A 16,997-nucleotide genomic window follows, 5' to 3' on the forward strand; every position below is an offset into this window, starting at 1 on the left:
GATCAATTCAGTGACAGGACACAGCGCCAATCACAACGCTATGGTAACCACGAAAACGTCAACAAAAGCAAAGGCCCGAACAACGGTTCGGGCCTTGATAAGATCACAAGAAGTCGACGATCGCGATGGACGATTTACTCGTCCTCCTCGGGCTGCTCCTCGGGCGGCGCAAGGCCTTCGAGACCCTTCAGGAGCTCCTCTTCGGTCATGCGCTCGACGGCGACTTCGGTATCGTCCGCATCGACGCTCGCACCCGCGGAACCGATCAGCGGCACCGTATCCGGCTCCGGCTCGTCGACCTCGACGAACTTCTGGAGCGAGTGCACCAGCTCCTCGCGGAGGTCCTCCGGCGAAATGGTCGTCTCGGCAATTTCGCGCAAAGACACAACAGGGTTCTTGTCGTTATCGCGGTCAACCGTTAGTTGTGAACCGGACGAGATCATGCGGGCACGGTGGGCGGCCAGCAGGACCAAGTCAAACCGGTTGTCGACCTTGTCGATACAATCTTCTACGGTGACGCGAGCCATGGACTGTCGCTCCGTTGTGGGTGGGACGAAATATGTGGATGATTGGGGGTAGTTATAGGGACCGGGCCGGTTTCGCAAGGCCAATTTGTGATTTGGCCTCGCCAAACGGCTCTGCTACCCCCACATTGGGGCTGGGATGGGTGATTTCCCGGGCTGCCATCGAGGGCAGCGCCGGGTGTATGCAAGTCCGCCATAACTATACCTTGATTGCCCCGACTTCTCCGGATTTGCGGTTTCGACGGGTTTCAGCGGCACTCTAGATACGCGCGGCTTGCTGTCGCCGCGCCAACAATAAAACGATCAATCACGAACACTACGCGAGCAAACTGAATGTCACCTTCTCCTACCAACAAGATCGCGCTCTTCATCGACGGGGCCAATCTCTACGCGACGGCGAAAACTCTGGGCTTCGACATCGATTACAAGCGCCTGCTGAAGGAGTTTCAGGGCCGCGGGACGCTGCTCCGGGCGTTCTACTACACCGCCATCATCGAGGATCAGGAATACTCCTCGATCCGCCCGCTGATCGACTGGCTGGACTACAACGGCTACACCGTCGTCACCAAGGCGACCAAGGAGTTCATCGACGCCTCCGGCCGCCGCAAGGTCAAGGGCAACATGGACATCGAGCTCGCCGTGGACGCCATGGAGCTCGCCGAGCACATCGACCAGATGGTGCTGTTCTCCGGCGACGGCGACTTCCGCTCCCTGGTCGAGGCCGTGCAGCGCCGCGGCGTGCGGGTCACGGTGATCTCCACCATCGCCAGCCAGCCGCCGATGATCGCCGACGAGCTGCGCCGCCAGGCCGACGTCTTCACCGACCTCGTCGAGCTGCAGTCCAAGCTCGGCCGCGATCCGTCCGAACGCCCCGCCCCGCGCGACCGCGGCGAGCGCGAGGCCCGTCACCACGCCCCGCAATTCCTCCAGCGCGCAACCACGATGGCGCCGAGGGGCGATGACGACTTCGAGGAGTGAGGCGGCCCGGCCAAGCCGCCAGCTTCCCACCGTCGTTCCCGACCGCGATTGCCCGCTCTGTCCGCGCCTGGTTGCCTTTCGCGAGGCAAACCGCGCGCGCGAGCCGTTGTGGCACAATGCGCCGGTAGCCCCCTTCGGCGACATCAAGGCGCGCCTCCTGATCGTCGGCCTCGCGCCGGGGATGCAGGGCGCCAACCGCACGGGACGGCCGTTTACCGGCGATTATGCCGGCGACCTGCTCTACGCCACCCTGCTCGAATACGGATTTGCCAAGGGTACCTATCAGGCGCGTCCCGATGACGGCCTGAAGCTGATCGACTGCCGGATCGCCAATGCGGTGCATTGCGTGCCGCCGCAGAACAAGCCGCTGCCGGCCGAGATCAACACCTGCCGGCAGTTCCTGGTCGCCAATCTCGAGACGATGCCCAGGCTGCGCGCGATCGTCGCGCTCGGGCGAATTGCGCACGACAGCGTGCTCAAGCCGCTGCAGCTGAAGGCCTCTCAAGCCCCGTTCGGCCATGGCGCCGTGCACCAGGCCGGCGCGTTCAAGCTCTACGACAGCTACCACTGCTCGCGCTACAACACGAACACCGGCGTCCTGACGCCGGACATGTTCCGCAGCGTGTTCGCGAAGGTGAAGGCGGACCTCGATTGAAGGCGGACCTGGATTAGAGAGCAGCTGGGGCACCGGCAATGTTGAACCCGTCATCCTGAGGCGCGAGTGGCGCGATGCGGAGCATCGCGCCGGGAGCCTCGAAGGATGAGCGGCCGGGATGCAGCCGGGCCGTCGTCCTTCGAGGCTCGCCCTGCGTTGCAGGACGAGCACCTCAGGATGACGGGGACGGACTTAGGTGCGCGGCATCGCTCCCATCATTGGCTGGCCATAGACCTGGCCCCATGCGGGATACGCTTTACGTCCTGACCGGATGGGCCCTCAGCCAGTCCAGCACCTCGCCGGCATTCCGGTCGGGCGGGAACACCGGATAGAAGACGCGCGTGATGCGTGCGTCGTCGACGATCAGCGCGAGGCGCTTGATCAGCGTCAGGCCCGCGACCTCCATGGTCGGCAGCTTCAGTGCCTGCGTGAGCGCCAGCTTCTCGTCCGACAGCACAGGGAACGGCAGATGCAGCCGTGAGGCCATCTCGGTCTGGTATTCGTTGCTCTGGGTCGAAAGGCCGAACACGTGGGCGGCACCGGCGGCCTTCAGCTCGGCGAACAGATCGCGGAACGCACAGGTCTGCGGCGTGCAACCGCGCGCACCGGGGATCATGTCCCAATCGTCGACCAGCGAGATCTTGCCGGGCTCGCCGGTGCGCGGATAGGCGAACACCACGGTCCGGCCGCGCAGCGCCGACAGCGTCACCGAGGTGTCGTTGGTCGCGAGCAGGCCGATCGGCGGCACCACCATGCCGGTGAGATGCGCGGCCGCGCCGTCGTCGACGGGCGCGGGAATCTGGCTCCAATCGACCTCGAGCAGGTTCCGCTGGGTCATCTCGTCAGCCCCTCGCCCGCATCAGGCGCCCCTTCTCCCGGCTCCAATCGCGCTTCTTCTCGGTCTCGCGCTTGTCGTGCAGCTTCTTGCCCTTTGCAACCGCCAGCTGCAATTTGGCCCGGCCACGCTCGTTGAAATAGAGCTTGAGAGGGATCAGCGTCATGCCCTCGCGGTCGACGGCGCCCATCAGCTTGTTGATCTGCCGGCGATGGAGCAGCAGTTTTCGCGGCCGCTTGGGCTCGTGGTTGAAGCGATTGCCCTGGAGATATTCGGGAATGGTGGCGTTGATCAGCCAGATCTCGCCGTCCTTGGAATCGGCGTAGGATTCCGCGATCGTGCTCTTGCCGTTGCGGATCGACTTGACCTCGGTGCCGGTCAGCGCAATGCCCGCCTCGATCGTGTCCTCGATCGCATAGTTGAAGCGGGCCTTGCGATTTTCCGCCATGACCTTGATTGGACGTTCGTTTTTATCGGCCATGAGAGGACAAACCCGATCGAGATGCGCAGCAAAGCTAACAGTTCGGATGAAGCGCGCGCGTCACTTCTTGAGGAGGTCGCGGATCTCGGTCAGCAGCTCGACCTCGGCCGACGGCTTCAGCGGCGCGGCGGGCGCTGCCTCCTCCTTGCGCTTCAGCGTGTTCATGGCGCGGATCACCAGGAACAACACGAAAGCAACGATGATGAAGTTGATCGTCAGCGTCAGGAAGCTTCCATAAGCAAGGACGGCGCCTTGCTTTTTCGCATCCACTAAGTTGGTGGCGGTAACCGCCTTGGACAAGGGGATGAAGTGGTTCGAGAAGTCGAGGCCACCGGTGACGGCGCCGATGATCGGCATGATGACGTCGCCGACCAGCGACGTGACGATGGAGCCGAAGGCCGCGCCGATGATGACGCCGACCGCGAGATCGACGACATTGCCCTTCATGGCAAACTCGCGGAATTCCTTGAGCATCCGCCTGCCCTTGTCGTCGACGCTCATGAACGCGTTCCTCGGTCGGCCGGCGCCTCAATTGAGCAGGCCGGCGTGAACCATGGCGCTGCGCACGGCCACCCGCGTCGGCTCGGAAACCGGGACCATCGGCAGCCGCAACGTCTCGTCCAGCTTGCCGAGCAGCGACATCGCGTACTTGATCGGCGCCGGGTTGCTCTCGATGAAGAGGTTGTTGTGCAGCGGCATCAGCTTGTCGTGGATCGCGAGCGCGGCCTTGGTGTCGCCCTTCTGCCAGGCGGCATGAAACTCCGAGCACAGGCGCGGCGCGACGTTCGAGGTCACCGAGATGCAGCCGTGGCCGCCATGCGCCATGTAGCCGATGATGGTGGCGTCCTCGCCGGAGAGCTGGTTGAAGTCCTCGCCCATCGCCGCGCGCTGCTGCGACACGCGCACCATGCTGGCGGTGGCGTCCTTGACGCCGGCGATGTTCTTCAGCTCCCACAGCCGCTTCATGGTGTCGACCGACATGTCGATCACCGAGCGCGGCGGGATGTTGTAGATGATGATCGGAATCCCGATCGCGTCGTTGATCGCCTTGAAGTGCTGGTACATGCCTTCCTGGGTCGGCTTGTTGTAGTAGGGCGTCACCACCAGCACGGCGTCCGCGCCCGCCTTCTCGGCGTGCTGGGAGAGCTCGATCGCCTCCTTGGTCGAGTTGGAGCCGGCCCCCGCGATGACAGGCACGCGGCCCTTGGCTTCAGCGATGCACCACTCGACCACCTTCTTGTGCTCGTCGTGGCTGAGCGTCGGGCTCTCGCCGGTGGTGCCGACCGGGACTAGGCCGTTGGTGCCCTCCGAGATCTGCCAGTTGACCAGCGAGCGGAACGCGGCCTCGTCCAGCGAGCCGTTCTTGAACGGCGTGACCAAGGCGGTGAACGACCCCCGGAATTTCGTCTTGGCTGCCATGGACTTCCTCCGTACGCGGCTATCTCTTGAGCAAGCGCCATTCATATCGGGTCTATCCCGCCGGTAAAAGGCCCGCTGCCGTGTGACGCACCGTTTAGGCCGCGATTTTGCCGCGGTGATGGTGCAAATCGGTCCGAGGTAAGCCGCTGTTGGTATTTTGTCCGCATATTCAATCAAATACAGCTAGATCTTGAGCCACTTGACTGATTCGGGGCGACAATACCCGTGACCTCATTCCCTCGTGCCGCCTGGCGGTCCACCGGACTGGTCCTGTGCCTGATGGCAGGGCTGTCGGTGGGATGTGCCGCCCTGGCCAAGTCCAATGAGACGCCTGCGGAAGCCGCAAAGCCGGCTGCCAAGGACGCCGCGACGGGCGCGTCCAAGGGAACCAGCAAAGGATCTGGCAAGGACGCCGCCAAGGACTCGGCCAAGGACTCGGCCAAGGACACAGCGAAGGGCGCGAGCAAAGGCGCCGCTGCCGCGACGGCCAAGGACGCTGTGAAGAAACCGGCCAAGGATGCCGGCAAGGATGCTGGCAAGGACGCTGGCAAGAGCGCCGGGAAAGACGCGGCGAAGGACAAGCCCAAACCTGCCGCAACGCCTGCCGTAACGCCTGCCGCAGCGGCGCCTGCGCCGAAAGCGCATCCGGCTGCCAGCGGTTCGCCTCCGAAAACAGCTCCCGCGCCGGCCGTGACGGCCACCGTCAGACCTTCCGCTCCTCCCCCGCGCCCCGCGGTGGCCCCCGTGCTGGCTCCGGCGACCCGCCAGCACGCCGCGCCGCGCAAGCCGGTCGTCCCGGCCGCGGTCGCGGCGACGTCGTCGACGTCGCAGGGCGACAAGGAGACGCTGGAGAGCGTGATCGAGCTGGTGCGCAAGCGCAAGGCGGCTGACGCCACCAATGCCGCGGCCGGCATCTCGGATCCGGTCGCGCGCAAGCTCGCGGAATGGATCATCCTGCGCAGCGAGGACAACGGCGCGAGCGTGGAGCGCTACCGCGCCTTCCTCTCCGCCAATCCGAGCTGGCCGTCGCAGACCTTCCTGCGCCGGCGCCTCGAAGCTGCGATGTGGGACGACAGGCGCGACGATTCCGTGGCGTGGTCGTGGTTCGAGAACGAGTCCCCGATCTCTGCCAAGGGCCGCTTCACGCTCGCCAAGGCGATGCTCGCGCGCGGCGACCGCGCCAACGCCGAGCGGCTGGTGCGCGAGGCCTGGCGCAGCGATCCGATGTCGGAGGACACCGAGAACAACGCGCTCGACCAGTTCGGCGCCCTGCTGACGCCGGGCGACCAGAAGGCGCGGATGGACACCCTGCTCTACGGCAGCGAGAACGAGGCCGCGCTGCGCGCCGCCAAGCGGCTCGGCGCCGGCTATGTCGCGCTCGCCAAGGCCCGCATCGCCGCCGTCAAGAAGGCGCCGAACGCGCGCGCGCTGCTCGACGCGGTGCCGCGCGAGCTGCACAGCGATCCCGGCTTCCTCTTCAGCAAGATCCAGCTCTTGCGCCGCGAGGAGAAGTTTGCGGAAGCGGCCCAGCTGATGCTGTCCGCGCCGAAGGACCCCGGCCGGCTGCACAATCTCGACGAATGGTGGATCGAGCGGCGTCTCCTGGCGCGCAAGATGATCGACACCGAGGAATTCCGCAGCGCCTATCTGATCGCGCGCGATGCCGCGCTGCCCTCGCGCGACATCTACAAGACCGAGCAGGAGTTCACGGCCGGGTGGATCGCGCTCCGCTTCCTCAACGATCCCGCCGCCGCCGCGCAGCATTTCGCCCGCATCGGCGTCGGCAGCGTCAATCCGACCGCGCTGGCGCGTGCCGGCTATTGGCAGGGCCGCGCCGCGGAAGCGATGGGTCGGCAGCAGGAGGCGCGCAACGCCTATGCGCGCGCTGCCGAGCAATCGACCAGCTATTACGGCCAGCTGGCGCGCGCCAAGCTCGGCCTGCCGCAGATCGAGCTCAACAGCCAGCCGCGCGGGCGCGGCGCCGAACGGCTGGAGATCGTGCGCGCTGCGCACCTGCTCTACGAGCTCGACGAGCGCGAGATGGCCGTTCCGATGCTCGCCGACATGGGCGAGAACGGCGATCCCGAGGCGCTCGCCGGCCTCGGCGAGCTCACCCAGCGCTACAATGATGCGCGGGGCATGCTGCTGCTCGGCAAGGCTGCGCTCAACCGCGGCCTGCCGTTCGACTTCTACGCCTACCCCGTCAACGGCATTCCGCAGTTCACGCCGATCGGCCCGGAGGTCGAGCGCAGCATCATCTACGCCATCGCGCGGCAGGAGAGCGCCTTCAATCCGTCGGTGGTCTCGCCGGCGCAGGCCTATGGGCTGATGCAGGTGACGCCGGACGCCGCCCGCTACGTCTGCAAGCGGCACGGGGCCACTTACGATCTGGGCCGACTGAAGAACGATTCGGTCTACAACGCCACGCTCGGCTCGGCCGAGCTCGGCGGACTGCTCGAGGATTACCGTGGCTCCTACATCATGACCTTTGCTGCCTACAACGCCGGTCGCGGCAGCGTGAAGAAATGGGTCGAACGCTACGGCGATCCGCGCGACCCAAAGGTGGATGCGGTCGACTGGGTGGAGCTGATTCCGTTCTCCGAAACGCGCAACTACGTGCAGCGGATCATGGAGAACCTTCAGGTCTACCGCGCCCGCTTCGGCGGCGGCACGCGGCTGCAGATCGAGGCCGATCTGCGTCGCGGCACCGCACGCGTGGAATAGCACGCGTCGATGGAGCAGACCCTGTCCCGAAGGATGATCCGGGAAAGTGCGCCGCGGTCTTCCGGACCATGCTCAAGCGACAATCCGAAGCGATGACGACGGTTCATCGTCATCGCTTCGACGTTCAGGTCGCGGTGCGGCAGGCGTTCGGCATGATTCCATCACGGTCCGACCACGTTGCGGTATGATTGGAACCGGCATTGCCGCCCATCGATTGTAGGCTCGAAAAATCTGGAGACCTGTCATGTTGCGCATAGTCGGTGCATTCGCGATCGCGGCCGCGATCACTCTTCCGGGCGGTGGCTCGGCGGCCTACGGCAAGAACCGCCAGAATCCCCAGCCGCAGGCGGAGGCCATTCAGGATCGGTATTGTCTGCAGGGGCGGCGTTGGGGGTATCCCGGCAACTGCCAGTTCTCCACTTACGCCCAGTGCATGGCGACGGCGTCGGGCACGATCGATTCCTGCGGGCTGAACCCGACCTATGCCTTCCGGGAGTGGAAAGGTCCACGCTAACGCATGATCCGGAAAAGTGCGCAGCGGTTTTCCGAAAAGATCATGCTTAAACAACAGCCTAAAGCGCGATGACGATCCATCCTAATCGCATAGCGCTTTAGTCGTCTGATCGCCCCTTATCGAGAGTGCGCAGGTCGCGCTCGGACCCCGCCCCCTGACCTCAGGACTCGATCCTCACCACATCCTGTCGGGGGCGGCTCGGCGGTGAGGTTGGCGGACTGAAGTCGGCTGGGACCAATATGGGTTCGTCATGCACATCGCCGGCAGTCCCAGCGCAGAAGCCTTGCAATCCTCCCACGACCGATAGCTACAGGAAATCCGGCTGCTGCCGCCCCACTCCCATTGCTGGAGGCATACTGGGTAGTTGGGGTTCCAGAGTTCGGCAGCCGCCGGGGAGAATACCGGAGTAACCACGGCAACCATCGATATCGCGGCGAGCACGCTCAGCATCCGTCTCCAGATCGTCGAAATGTTCATGGTCGGAAGCTCCCTTTGACGCGCTATCGAGCAATCCACCATTTAGGTGCTCGGTGCACGGCCCGCAAATAAAAACCCCGGCAGTTTCCTGCCGGGGGTCTCGGTCACTCGGAAGATGATCTGAGAAGCTGCGCTGAGCGTGGAGCAACAGAGCTGGAGGCTGCCCTGGTCTTCAGCTCATGCGTGGCTGCAGGCTTGGCAACCCGTCGCCTTTGCCGTGTTGGCGCCCGAAATCGTGCCCGAGTATTTATGGTCGAGCCAGACGCAGCTCACGTCCGGAAGCGCGATGCTCTGTTTTGTTCTGCAGAAAAATGAAAACCCCCGGCAGTTTCCCGCCGGGGGCTTCTGGTTTAATCGACAGGTCGATTAGAACGTGCGCTGAGCGCGGAGCAGCAGGTTCAGCGAGCTCTGATCCTTCAGCTCGTACACTGCAGCCGGCTTCGCGGCGGTCAGGACCGCAGTGTTCGCACCGCTGATCGTACCGGAGTACTTCTGATCCAGACGCGAGTAGCTCAGGTCGGCCGTGAACGCGAGGTTCTTGACCGGGCTCCAGACGGTGTTGATGCCGATAACCGCGAAGTTGAAGTCCGGGTTACAGGTCGCACCAGCCGACGGGCCGAGAGCAGCGAAGTTGCCGCAGATCAGCGCCTTCGCATTCGTGCTGTAGCTCAAAGCACCATAACCGCCGTAGATAGCGCTGATCCAGTTCGGGCTCCAGTTGTGGGTGTAGCCACCGCGGAAGCCCCAGCTCTTCGTGGTCTCGATGCCACCGCCGGCAGAGCTGAACACGCCGTCAGAGATACCGGCGAAACCGACGCTCTGGTAGGCACCAGCCACGCCCGTGCCGCTGTACATGAAGAATGACTGCGGGAACAGGATCTGGAAGTTCTCGCGGGACATGCCGTCGGTGTAGACCGCCTGCAAGTTGATCGAGTCACCCGCACCGGTCGGGATGTTCTTGATCGACAAGGCGCCCTGCACAGCCCAGCCCCACTTGTCCGACGGGTGACCCGTGGGTTCCGTCGTGCCGTAGTAGCCGGCATGCAGCTCATGCGCAGCAACCGAGAACTGGGCAAGACCCCAGGCCTGGTCTACGCGGACCGCGCCGACGATGTCGGGAGAGCGCGTTCCACCCCAGCCGTTGTTGCCGTAGACGCCCTGAACAAACGTCGCAGCATTGGCAGCGTTGATGTTCCAGAGGTTGCCCTGGCCGTTGGACTGAGTGGTCGGCTCTTCGATCGCGATCGAAGCGGTGATGCCCTGGCCGAAGTCAGCGGTATAAGCGGCCTGGTTGATACCGGTCACGTGGTTGGAACCGCCCGGAATGGTATCGGGACCGCCAGCCGGATAGCTCTGCCACGGAGCATCGAAGATCGAGACGGTGCGGCCGAAGGTGAAGCCAGCGAACTGGATGAACGCATGGTAGAGGCCGAGCGACGGGTTGCCGGTCGAGAAGGCCGCCGGATTGCTGCCAGTGACGTTCGCCGTATCATAGCTGAAGACCGTGTCAGCGTAGGTACGAACAACGCCGTATTCGGTCGCCGTGCGGGTATCGATATTGAAGTCCAGACGAGCGCGGCTGTAGTAGTAGTTCGTCAGGCGGTTGTTCGAGCCACCGTTCACGGTGCTCTGGCTAAACCTGAAACCATAGTCACCAGCGCCGCCGATGATCATGTCAGCGCGCACGTAGCCACCCAGCTTGATGCAGGTGTCGGTGCCCGGGATGTAGTAGAACCCGGCTCCGTACAGCGAGCAGATCCTCACGTATTCGACCGCCTTGGCCTTCACGGGCAGATCGGCTGCTTGAGCTCCGCCCACGGCGATCAGACCCGCCGCTGAGCCGAGCAAAAGGCTCTTAACCAACTTCATGTTAAACCTCCAAGTTGCTCTCCAGGGAAGGTTACTGACCGGACGGCCAATTCCCCAACCCCCTCCAAATCACCGCTTTGGGCTCCTTCGCGTCTTCGGACACACCCGCATGAACGCGAGGGACTTAAGCGAATGACCTAAACGGGACGACCTCGGGATGCCCCCCTCCGTCGCTCAGTCACAATTACCGAACGTCCTTGCACACACAACAACAGAACGCTTCGAAACGGGACGATGGAGCTGGTTTTCCGCCGGGTGTTGCACAAATAACACGCAGATGTGATCGCGGCGCCGCTGCAACATATTGGTTTTGTTGTTCTTTTTGAAGCGGTTCCGTTTGCCGCCAAGTTTCCTCACTTGAGACGGCGGAGGCCGGGCACCGCGCGATGCGGCGTCGGACGGGGCCCGAATCGTAGAATCGGACCGAGACTCAAAGGCCGGAGATGCAAACACCCCGGCGCGCCGCTCCGCCCCCCGGCGAGGGCTGCGGCAATCCGGCCACGCCCTGGCGACGACTCTATATAGAAGGCCTTCTTAGGATGGCGCCCGACGGCAAACCGCCCGTTTCCAAAATCGCTGGGAATATTCGAGCGAAAACACACGCTTCCAAATTGACCGGCCGGAGCAATTAGATGCATAAGGCTCGCACCGGAGAGGTGGCCGAGTGGCTGAAGGCAACGCTTTGCTAAAGCGTCATACGGTCTCAAGCTGTATCGAGGGTTCGAATCCCTCCCTCTCCGCCACCGCTCAGACCAGAATCACTCGAGGTCAGCGTTCTTTCACCTCAAAGCGACCGTGAAGCCGTGCGGAAGCCCTGACGCGAGGATCGGCGCGGCTTCATCAGCCCGATTCGCACTGACTCTATATGTGTGCGTCCGCGCCTAGCGGTGGAACCGCCAGATCCGCCAATGCGAGGGCGAAATCAGCACGGCCTCGTCGGCCCAGACGTTGAACCAGATGCCGGACCTGCGCCGGCAGGGGAACGACCAGGGCAGAATCCCCGTCTTGTGCAGACGTCCGAGTTCCAGGTCGCACTCGTCGGGCGCGATTTGAATCGGCAGCCATCGTCCATTGGTGTCGGGGTCGCTCATGCCGCTCGGTCTTACGTGGCGGCACGACGAGGAAAGTTGATTCAGCGCAACCCAGCCCACCCGTGCGAACCCGGGTGTGGATGCGATCCTCAATTCAGTGGGCGGAAATCCACGCCCGCGCCTCGCGCTGTGCGACCGAGATCTCGGCATCCGACATCTGACCGGCAACTTCCTGGCGCAGCGCCACGGCGTCCTTGCGGCCCTTCAGCGCGGCGAGATTGAACCATTTATGTGCGGCGACGAGATCGACGATGCCGGAGCGGCCGCTCGCCCAATAGATGCCGCGCTCGAACAGCACGTCCGACAGCGCGCTCGCGTCGATCGGCGTTGCCGTCTCCAGATCGAAAGTACCCTGAAACATAACGCATCCCCTTTGTTCTTATGCCGCCTCGTTCCCCCGAGCGCGGCTCCCGTCCAACTCTGATGTGCATGACCCTTCCCGGGATCGTGCATCGTTCAACTCGTCCCCAAGGCTTCTTGCCCAAGGCTTTCTTGCCCAAGGCTTCTTGCCCATTGCCGTTTGCCGGCTTGTTGGAGGCGATGATGGCGGGCAAATTTGAATGGCAGTTTAAGTATCGCGATGAAGCAGACGTAAACGCGCCCGCGCGGCGCGCACGCGGGGATTCAAGAAGTCCCTGATTCGCAGGCACTTCTGCGATTCGTCAGAGTTCGTTTACCGCGGGATTTTGGGACATCGATAACCATCGCGCGCGGTGGCGCGCATCGTGTGGCATCCGTCTCGCTCTCGGCACCCGCGGCCCGGCCGCGCCAGGGCTTCGCCGGCCTTGCGGTCCTGGGACGCCGAAGCTTCGGCGAAGGCGGCAGGCCGGCAACCAGCATTCCAGAGAGGGTATGGCCGACCAGATGGCCCGGTCGGAGCCCGGTGATGACACTGGGAATGGAGAAGCGGCGGGCAAGCAGCGCGCAATCAATCCGCGGCCCCTCGCCTGCTCCAGGGCTGCGCGGCCATGGCAGTGCGATCGCCTCGCGTGTCAGATCGGCAATGTCGGGAAAGGGAATGCCGGCAATACCCCGGCCTCAGGGGAACGAGGGCGTCGGCGAACACGTCAGGACCAGATTTCACGTTGACCCGAAGGCCGCTTGTGAAATTGCGGAGCCCCTTTTTTCGGAGAACCGCACCGAACGAAGAAAACTCGTTTCTTCTGCCGGACCGTCAAAGCGAACGATCCGACCGTTGACCTGATGTCTCGCCGACACCCTCTATCGTCGATCAGAACCTCCAGGAGGCGCTGATGACGTGCCGGCTAGGAGCCGGCAACTTCAGAAGCGAAGTTACTTCTTCTTCTTCGCGACCTTGCGGGTCTTCTTCGCAGTCTTCTTCACTGCGCTCTTCGCCTTCTTCGCCTTCTTCGCTTTCTTGGCCATGTTGCCCTCCGATGTGTGAGATGGCTTTAATCGCTGCGTGCACTCGGGGATCGAATGCACTTCATCCCGAATACACCAACACAAAGAAAAAAACAGCGTCTCGCTTAAAGAAGTGTTGACGACGCAACGCGCGTGCGCTTGGCGAGCGCGACGCAAGCGCACCGCCCGACGCGAGCGATCGACCGCAGCGAGTGCTCGCAACATCGATGTTCGCGGCATATGCGATTGCAGAAAAACACTATGCAGCAAGTATTTTTCTGCACGCGCGCATCGCGCGCGATCGTCGCGATGACGGACGTCGGCAATCCCGCGATCACCTCGCAAAGGCGCTTCGCGGACTCTGAGTCGCGAATTTTGGCAACGAAAATATTTTCATGATTAACGGCGCCAGCGCTCGTCGAAGCGTGCGCGAGCCGCCGTTTTGCGCGAATCGCGGGACGGCGATTCGGTCGTCACGTCGCGGCTGATCGGGATGAAGTTTGCCGCCGAGGATGCGTGCGAACGTCGCATCGAGGAACGAAAACGAGGTGACGAGACTTGTCCGTCACCTCGTTCGAACGCGCCGGCGTCAGACGCCGAGCTTGGACTTGAGCAGGTCGTTGACGCTCTGCGGGTTGGCTTTGCCGCCGGACGCCTTCATCACCTGGCCGACGAACCAGCCGAGCGATTGCGGCTTGTCCTTGACCTGCGCGGCCTTGTCGGGATTGGCCGCGATGATGTCGTCGACAACCTTTTCGATCGCCGAAAGATCCGTGACCTGCTTCATGCCGCGGCTTTCGACCAGCGCGCGGGGATCGCCGCCTTCCTGCCAGACGATCTCGAACAGATCCTTGGCGATCTTGCCGGAGATCGTGCCCTCGCCGATCAGGTCGACGATCGCAGCCAGCTGCTCGGCGCTCACCGGAGCGCCCGTAATATCCCGGCCTTCCTTGTTGAGACGGCCGAACAGCTCGTTGATCACCCAGTTCGCCGCCATCTTGCCGTCGCGCGTACGATTGCCGAGCTTGTCCAGCACGGTCTCGTAAAACACCGCGCTCTCGCGCTCGGCAACCAGCACGCTCGCATCATAGGCCGACAGGCCGAAGTCGGCGACGAAGCGCGTCTTCTTCTGGTCCGGCAGCTCGGGCAGCTCAGCCTTCAGCTCATCGACGTAGCCTTGCGAGAACTCCAGCGGCAGCAGGTCGGGATCGGGGAAGTAACGGTAGTCATGCGCCTCCTCCTTGGAGCGCATCGAACGCGTCTCGCCCTTGTTGGGATCGTACAGCCGCGTCTCCTGATCGATCTGGCCGCCGTCCTCCAGGATCTCGATCTGGCGCCGCGCCTCATACTCGATCGCCTGGCCGATGAAGGTGATCGAGTTCATGTTCTTGATCTCGCAGCGGGTGCCGAGCGGCCCGCCGGGCTTTCGCACCGAGACGTTGACGTCGGCGCGCAAGGATCCCTTCTCCATGTCGCCGTCGCAGGTGCCGAGATAGCGCAGGATCGAGCGCAGCTTGGTCACATAGGCCTTGGCCTGCTCGGCGTCGCGGATGTCAGGCTTGGAGACGATCTCCATCAACGCCACGCCGCAGCGGTTGAGGTCGACATAGGACATGGTCGGCGACTGGTCGTGCAGCAATTTGCCGGCATCCTGCTCCAGATGCAGCCGCTCGATACCGATGGTGGCCACCTTGCCGCCGTCCAGTTCGACAACGACCTCGCCCTCGCCGACGATCGGCGACTTGTACTGGCTGATCTGGTAGCCCTGCGGCGAGTCCGGATAGAAATAGTTCTTGCGGTCGAACACCGAACGCAAATTGATCGCGGCGTTGAGGCCGAGCCCGGTTCGGACAGCCTGCCTGACGCACTCCTCGTTGATGACGGGCAGCATGCCCGGCATCGCCGCATCGACCAGCGAGACATGGCTGTTGGGCTCGCCGCCGAATTCGGTCGAGGCCCCCGAGAACAGTTTCGACTGCGAGGTGACCTGGGCATGGACCTCCATGCCGATCACGACTTCCCAGTCGCCGGTCTGGCCTTTGATCAGTTTTCCCTGTCTGACTGACGCGCTCATGCTTTTCCATCCCCGAGCAGCGCGGAAACCATCCGCTCCCACTCCGCTTCCAATGAATCCTTTGCCGCTGGCCGGCCAGCCTGGCGGTACCAATAGCCGGCATTGCCGAGATCGCCTTCGACGCGGTGCAAATATGCGTGCACCCAGGCGGCCTCGCGACCGCTGTCGTCCTGAACGATCTTGTGCGCGCGGTCCCAATCGCCCTTGGCGGCCCACCAGAGACCTCTGAGCGGCGCGTTCAGATCCGGCGCAGGCGCCGCGCCGTCGAGGCTCGCGATGAAGGCGGCGACATTCACCACCACCTCGTCGGCGTGAAGCGGCCGGCGGCCTGCTCGATCACCTCGCCGAGCGAGAACAGCGTCTCCTCGTCGAAGGGACGGCCGATCAACTGCAGGCCGAGCGGCAGGCCCTGGCCGTCCTTGCCCGCGGGCACGGCGATGCCGGGCAGGCCCGCCATGTTCACGGTCACCGTGAAGATGTCGTTGAGATACATCTCGACCGGATCGGCGCCGCCCTTCTCGCCGATGCCGAAGGCGGCCGAGGGCGTCGCCGGGGTGAGGATCGCGTCGACACCCCTCGCGAAGCAATCCTCGAAATCCTTCTTGATCAGCGTGCGCACCTTCTGCGCGCGCAGATAATAGGCATCGTAATAGCCGGCCGAGAGCACGTAGGTGCCGATCATGACGCGGCGCCGCACTTCCGCGCCAAACCCTTCCGCGCGGGTGTTCTCGTAGAGCTCGATGACGTTCTTGCCCTGCTCGCGCAGGCCGTAGCGGACGCCGTCATAGCGCGCGAGGTTGGAGGACGCCTCCGCCGGCGCCACGATGTAATAGGCCGGCAGCGCGTACTTGGTGTGCGGCAGCGACACCTCGACCAGCTCGGCGCCCGCCGCCTTCAGCCAGGCCGCACCCGCTTCCCAAAGTTTCTCGATCTCCGCCGGCATGCCGTCGAGACGATATTCCTTGGGGATGCCGATCCTCATGCCCTTCACGGACTTGCCGATCGCAGCCTCGTAATCCGGCACCGCGATATCGACCGAGGTGGTGTCCTTCGGATCGTGTCCGGCCATCGAGCGCAGCAGCATCGCGGCATCGCGCACGCTGCGCGCGATCGGGCCGGCCTGGTCGAGCGAGGAGGCAAAGGCGACGATGCCCCAGCGCGAGCAGCGGCCATAGGTCGGCTTGATGCCGACCGTCGCGGTGAACGCCGCCGGCTGGCGGATCGAGCCGCCGGTGTCGGTCGCGGTCGCGCCCATGCACAGCAGCGCCGCCACGGCCGAGGCCGAGCCGCCGGACGAGCCGCCCGGCACCAGCGTCGTGTTGCTGCCCTCGCGCCGCCAGGGATTGCCAACCGGACCGAAGCACGAGGTCTCGTTGGCCGAGCCCATCGCGAACTCGTCATTGTTGAGCTTGCCGAGCATCACGGCGCCGTCGCGCCAAAGCTGCGAGGTGACGGTCGATTCGTAGGTCGGCACGAAATTGCCGAGGATCTTCGAGCACGCCGTGGTGCGCACGCCCTTGGTAGCGAACAGATCCTTGATGCCGAGCGGGATGCCGGCGAGCGGGCCCGCATCGCCCTTGGCGATCCTCTCGTCCGCGGCCTTCGCCATGCTGCGCGCCTGGTCCGGCGTCTCCATCACGAAGGCGTTGAGCACGCGCGCGGCCTCGATCGCGCCAAGGTGCGCGTCGGTCAGCTCGAGGGACGTGAAAGTCTTGTCGGCGAGACCCTTGCGGGCCTCGGCGAGCGTCAGCGATGTCAAATCGGTCATTTATTGATCGGGCTGCAGAAGAACGGAGACAGGGTCTTGTCGTTGGCCGGGTCGTCTTGCATGACGTTTTTCTTGGCAGCGGCATTCGCGGCGGCCTCGATCTCGTCGAGCACGGCATTGACGGCGACATTGGGATCGGCGGCCTTGCCCTGCCGCTCCATCTTGTCGAGGTAGTTCATGTAGGCCTGATAGGCCTTCTCATCGTCGCAAAGCAGACACATCG

At 63.8% G+C, this 16,997-nt stretch carries 17 protein-coding genes and 1 tRNA gene; 5 read left to right on the plus strand and 13 right to left on the minus strand.

From position 1 onward, the window contains the following. Positions 1 to 134: 134 nt before the first annotated feature. The gene (gene rpoZ, locus AC066S_RS31615) at positions 135 to 527 is read right to left on the minus strand and encodes a DNA-directed RNA polymerase subunit omega (protein ID WP_007603391.1); all 393 of its coding nucleotides are present in this window, start codon (positions 525 to 527) and stop codon (positions 135 to 137) included. 330 nt (positions 528 to 857) lie between these two features. Here rpoZ and AC066S_RS31620 point away from each other — a divergent pair, with 330 nt between their 5' ends. Both AC066S_RS31620 and AC066S_RS31625 read left to right on the plus strand, forming a co-directional pair. Continuing rightward, a complete protein-coding gene (locus tag AC066S_RS31620; RefSeq protein WP_028135957.1) occupies positions 858 to 1,502 on the plus strand; it encodes a LabA-like NYN domain-containing protein in 645 nt (214 codons plus the stop codon). Then, positions 1,483 to 2,157, plus strand: coding sequence for a uracil-DNA glycosylase (locus AC066S_RS31625; protein ID WP_478271445.1), 675 nt, complete (start codon positions 1,483 to 1,485; stop codon positions 2,155 to 2,157). Before AC066S_RS31620 ends, AC066S_RS31625 begins: the two co-directional genes overlap by 20 nt. 256 nt (positions 2,158 to 2,413) lie before the next feature. Here the strand turns inward: AC066S_RS31625 and AC066S_RS31630 are convergent, their stop codons facing one another. The 4 genes from AC066S_RS31630 to dapA are packed head-to-tail and all read right to left on the minus strand — an operon-like array spanning position 2,414 to position 4,892. Further along, a complete protein-coding gene (locus AC066S_RS31630; protein ID WP_126258550.1) occupies positions 2,414 to 2,995 on the minus strand; it encodes a peroxiredoxin in 582 nt (193 codons plus the stop codon). A gap of 4 nt (positions 2,996 to 2,999) precedes the next feature. Beyond that, positions 3,000 to 3,473, minus strand: a complete 474-nt coding sequence (gene smpB, locus AC066S_RS31635) for an SsrA-binding protein SmpB (protein WP_027530006.1) — start codon at positions 3,471 to 3,473, stop codon at positions 3,000 to 3,002. A 60-nt stretch (positions 3,474 to 3,533) separates the two neighbouring features. Next, positions 3,534 to 3,947, minus strand: a complete 414-nt coding sequence (mscL, locus tag AC066S_RS31640) for a large conductance mechanosensitive channel protein MscL (protein WP_135169592.1) — start codon at positions 3,945 to 3,947, stop codon at positions 3,534 to 3,536. 54 nt (positions 3,948 to 4,001) lie between these two features. Continuing rightward, positions 4,002 to 4,892, minus strand: coding sequence for a 4-hydroxy-tetrahydrodipicolinate synthase (dapA, locus tag AC066S_RS31645; protein WP_135169420.1), 891 nt, complete (start codon positions 4,890 to 4,892; stop codon positions 4,002 to 4,004). 279 nt (positions 4,893 to 5,171) lie between these two features. On the opposite strand from dapA, the gene AC066S_RS31650 reads away from it, so the two are divergent. Further along, the gene (locus AC066S_RS31650) at positions 5,172 to 7,616 is read left to right on the plus strand and encodes a lytic transglycosylase domain-containing protein (protein WP_478271493.1); all 2,445 of its coding nucleotides are present in this window, start codon (positions 5,172 to 5,174) and stop codon (positions 7,614 to 7,616) included. A 244-nt stretch (positions 7,617 to 7,860) separates the two neighbouring features. Continuing rightward, positions 7,861 to 8,130, plus strand: coding sequence for a DUF3551 domain-containing protein (locus AC066S_RS31655; RefSeq protein WP_478271446.1), 270 nt, complete (start codon positions 7,861 to 7,863; stop codon positions 8,128 to 8,130). Between the two features lie 174 nt (positions 8,131 to 8,304). Here AC066S_RS31655 and AC066S_RS31660 read toward each other — a convergent pair whose 3' ends face one another. Further along, complete coding sequence (locus tag AC066S_RS31660; protein ID WP_349644822.1) at positions 8,305 to 8,649, minus strand: DUF3551 domain-containing protein; 345 nt, start codon at positions 8,647 to 8,649, stop codon at positions 8,305 to 8,307. 324 nt (positions 8,650 to 8,973) lie between these two features. Continuing rightward, on the minus strand, positions 8,974 to 10,476 hold the full coding sequence (locus tag AC066S_RS31665) for a porin (protein ID WP_478271447.1): 1,503 nt from the start codon (positions 10,474 to 10,476) through the stop codon (positions 8,974 to 8,976). A gap of 650 nt (positions 10,477 to 11,126) precedes the next feature. Here AC066S_RS31665 and AC066S_RS31670 point away from each other — a divergent pair. Then, positions 11,127 to 11,219, plus strand: a tRNA-Ser gene (locus AC066S_RS31670). A gap of 138 nt (positions 11,220 to 11,357) precedes the next feature. On the opposite strand, the gene AC066S_RS31675 is transcribed toward AC066S_RS31670, so the two are convergent. From AC066S_RS31675 to AC066S_RS31700, 6 genes are all read right to left on the minus strand, one after another. Further along, positions 11,358 to 11,567: a hypothetical protein gene (locus AC066S_RS31675; RefSeq protein WP_135163662.1), complete on the minus strand. Its 210-nt coding sequence runs from the start codon at positions 11,565 to 11,567 to the stop codon at positions 11,358 to 11,360. Between the two features lie 94 nt (positions 11,568 to 11,661). After that, complete coding sequence (locus AC066S_RS31680) at positions 11,662 to 11,928, minus strand: hypothetical protein (RefSeq protein ID WP_126258558.1); 267 nt, start codon at positions 11,926 to 11,928, stop codon at positions 11,662 to 11,664. Between the two features lie 1,593 nt (positions 11,929 to 13,521). Beyond that, positions 13,522 to 15,006 (minus strand): Asp-tRNA(Asn)/Glu-tRNA(Gln) amidotransferase subunit GatB, encoded by a 1,485-nt coding sequence (gatB, locus tag AC066S_RS31685; protein WP_126258559.1) that lies wholly within the window; start codon positions 15,004 to 15,006, stop codon positions 13,522 to 13,524. Beyond that, entirely contained in the window at positions 15,003 to 15,308 is a 306-nt protein-coding gene (locus AC066S_RS31690) for a hypothetical protein (protein ID WP_135169413.1), read from the minus strand. The genes gatB and AC066S_RS31690 overlap by 4 nt, the downstream gene beginning before the upstream one ends. Then, on the minus strand, positions 15,299 to 16,774 hold the full coding sequence (gene gatA / locus AC066S_RS31695; protein ID WP_478271448.1) for an Asp-tRNA(Asn)/Glu-tRNA(Gln) amidotransferase subunit GatA: 1,476 nt from the start codon (positions 16,772 to 16,774) through the stop codon (positions 15,299 to 15,301). The genes AC066S_RS31690 and gatA overlap by 10 nt, the downstream gene beginning before the upstream one ends. Beyond that, positions 16,771 to 16,995, minus strand: coding sequence for a hypothetical protein (locus AC066S_RS31700; protein ID WP_126258562.1), 225 nt, complete (start codon positions 16,993 to 16,995; stop codon positions 16,771 to 16,773). Before AC066S_RS31700 ends, gatA begins: the two co-directional genes overlap by 4 nt. Between the last annotated feature and the right edge of the window lie 2 nt (positions 16,996 to 16,997).

Source organism: Bradyrhizobium sp. CFUWI (assembly GCF_056429085.1).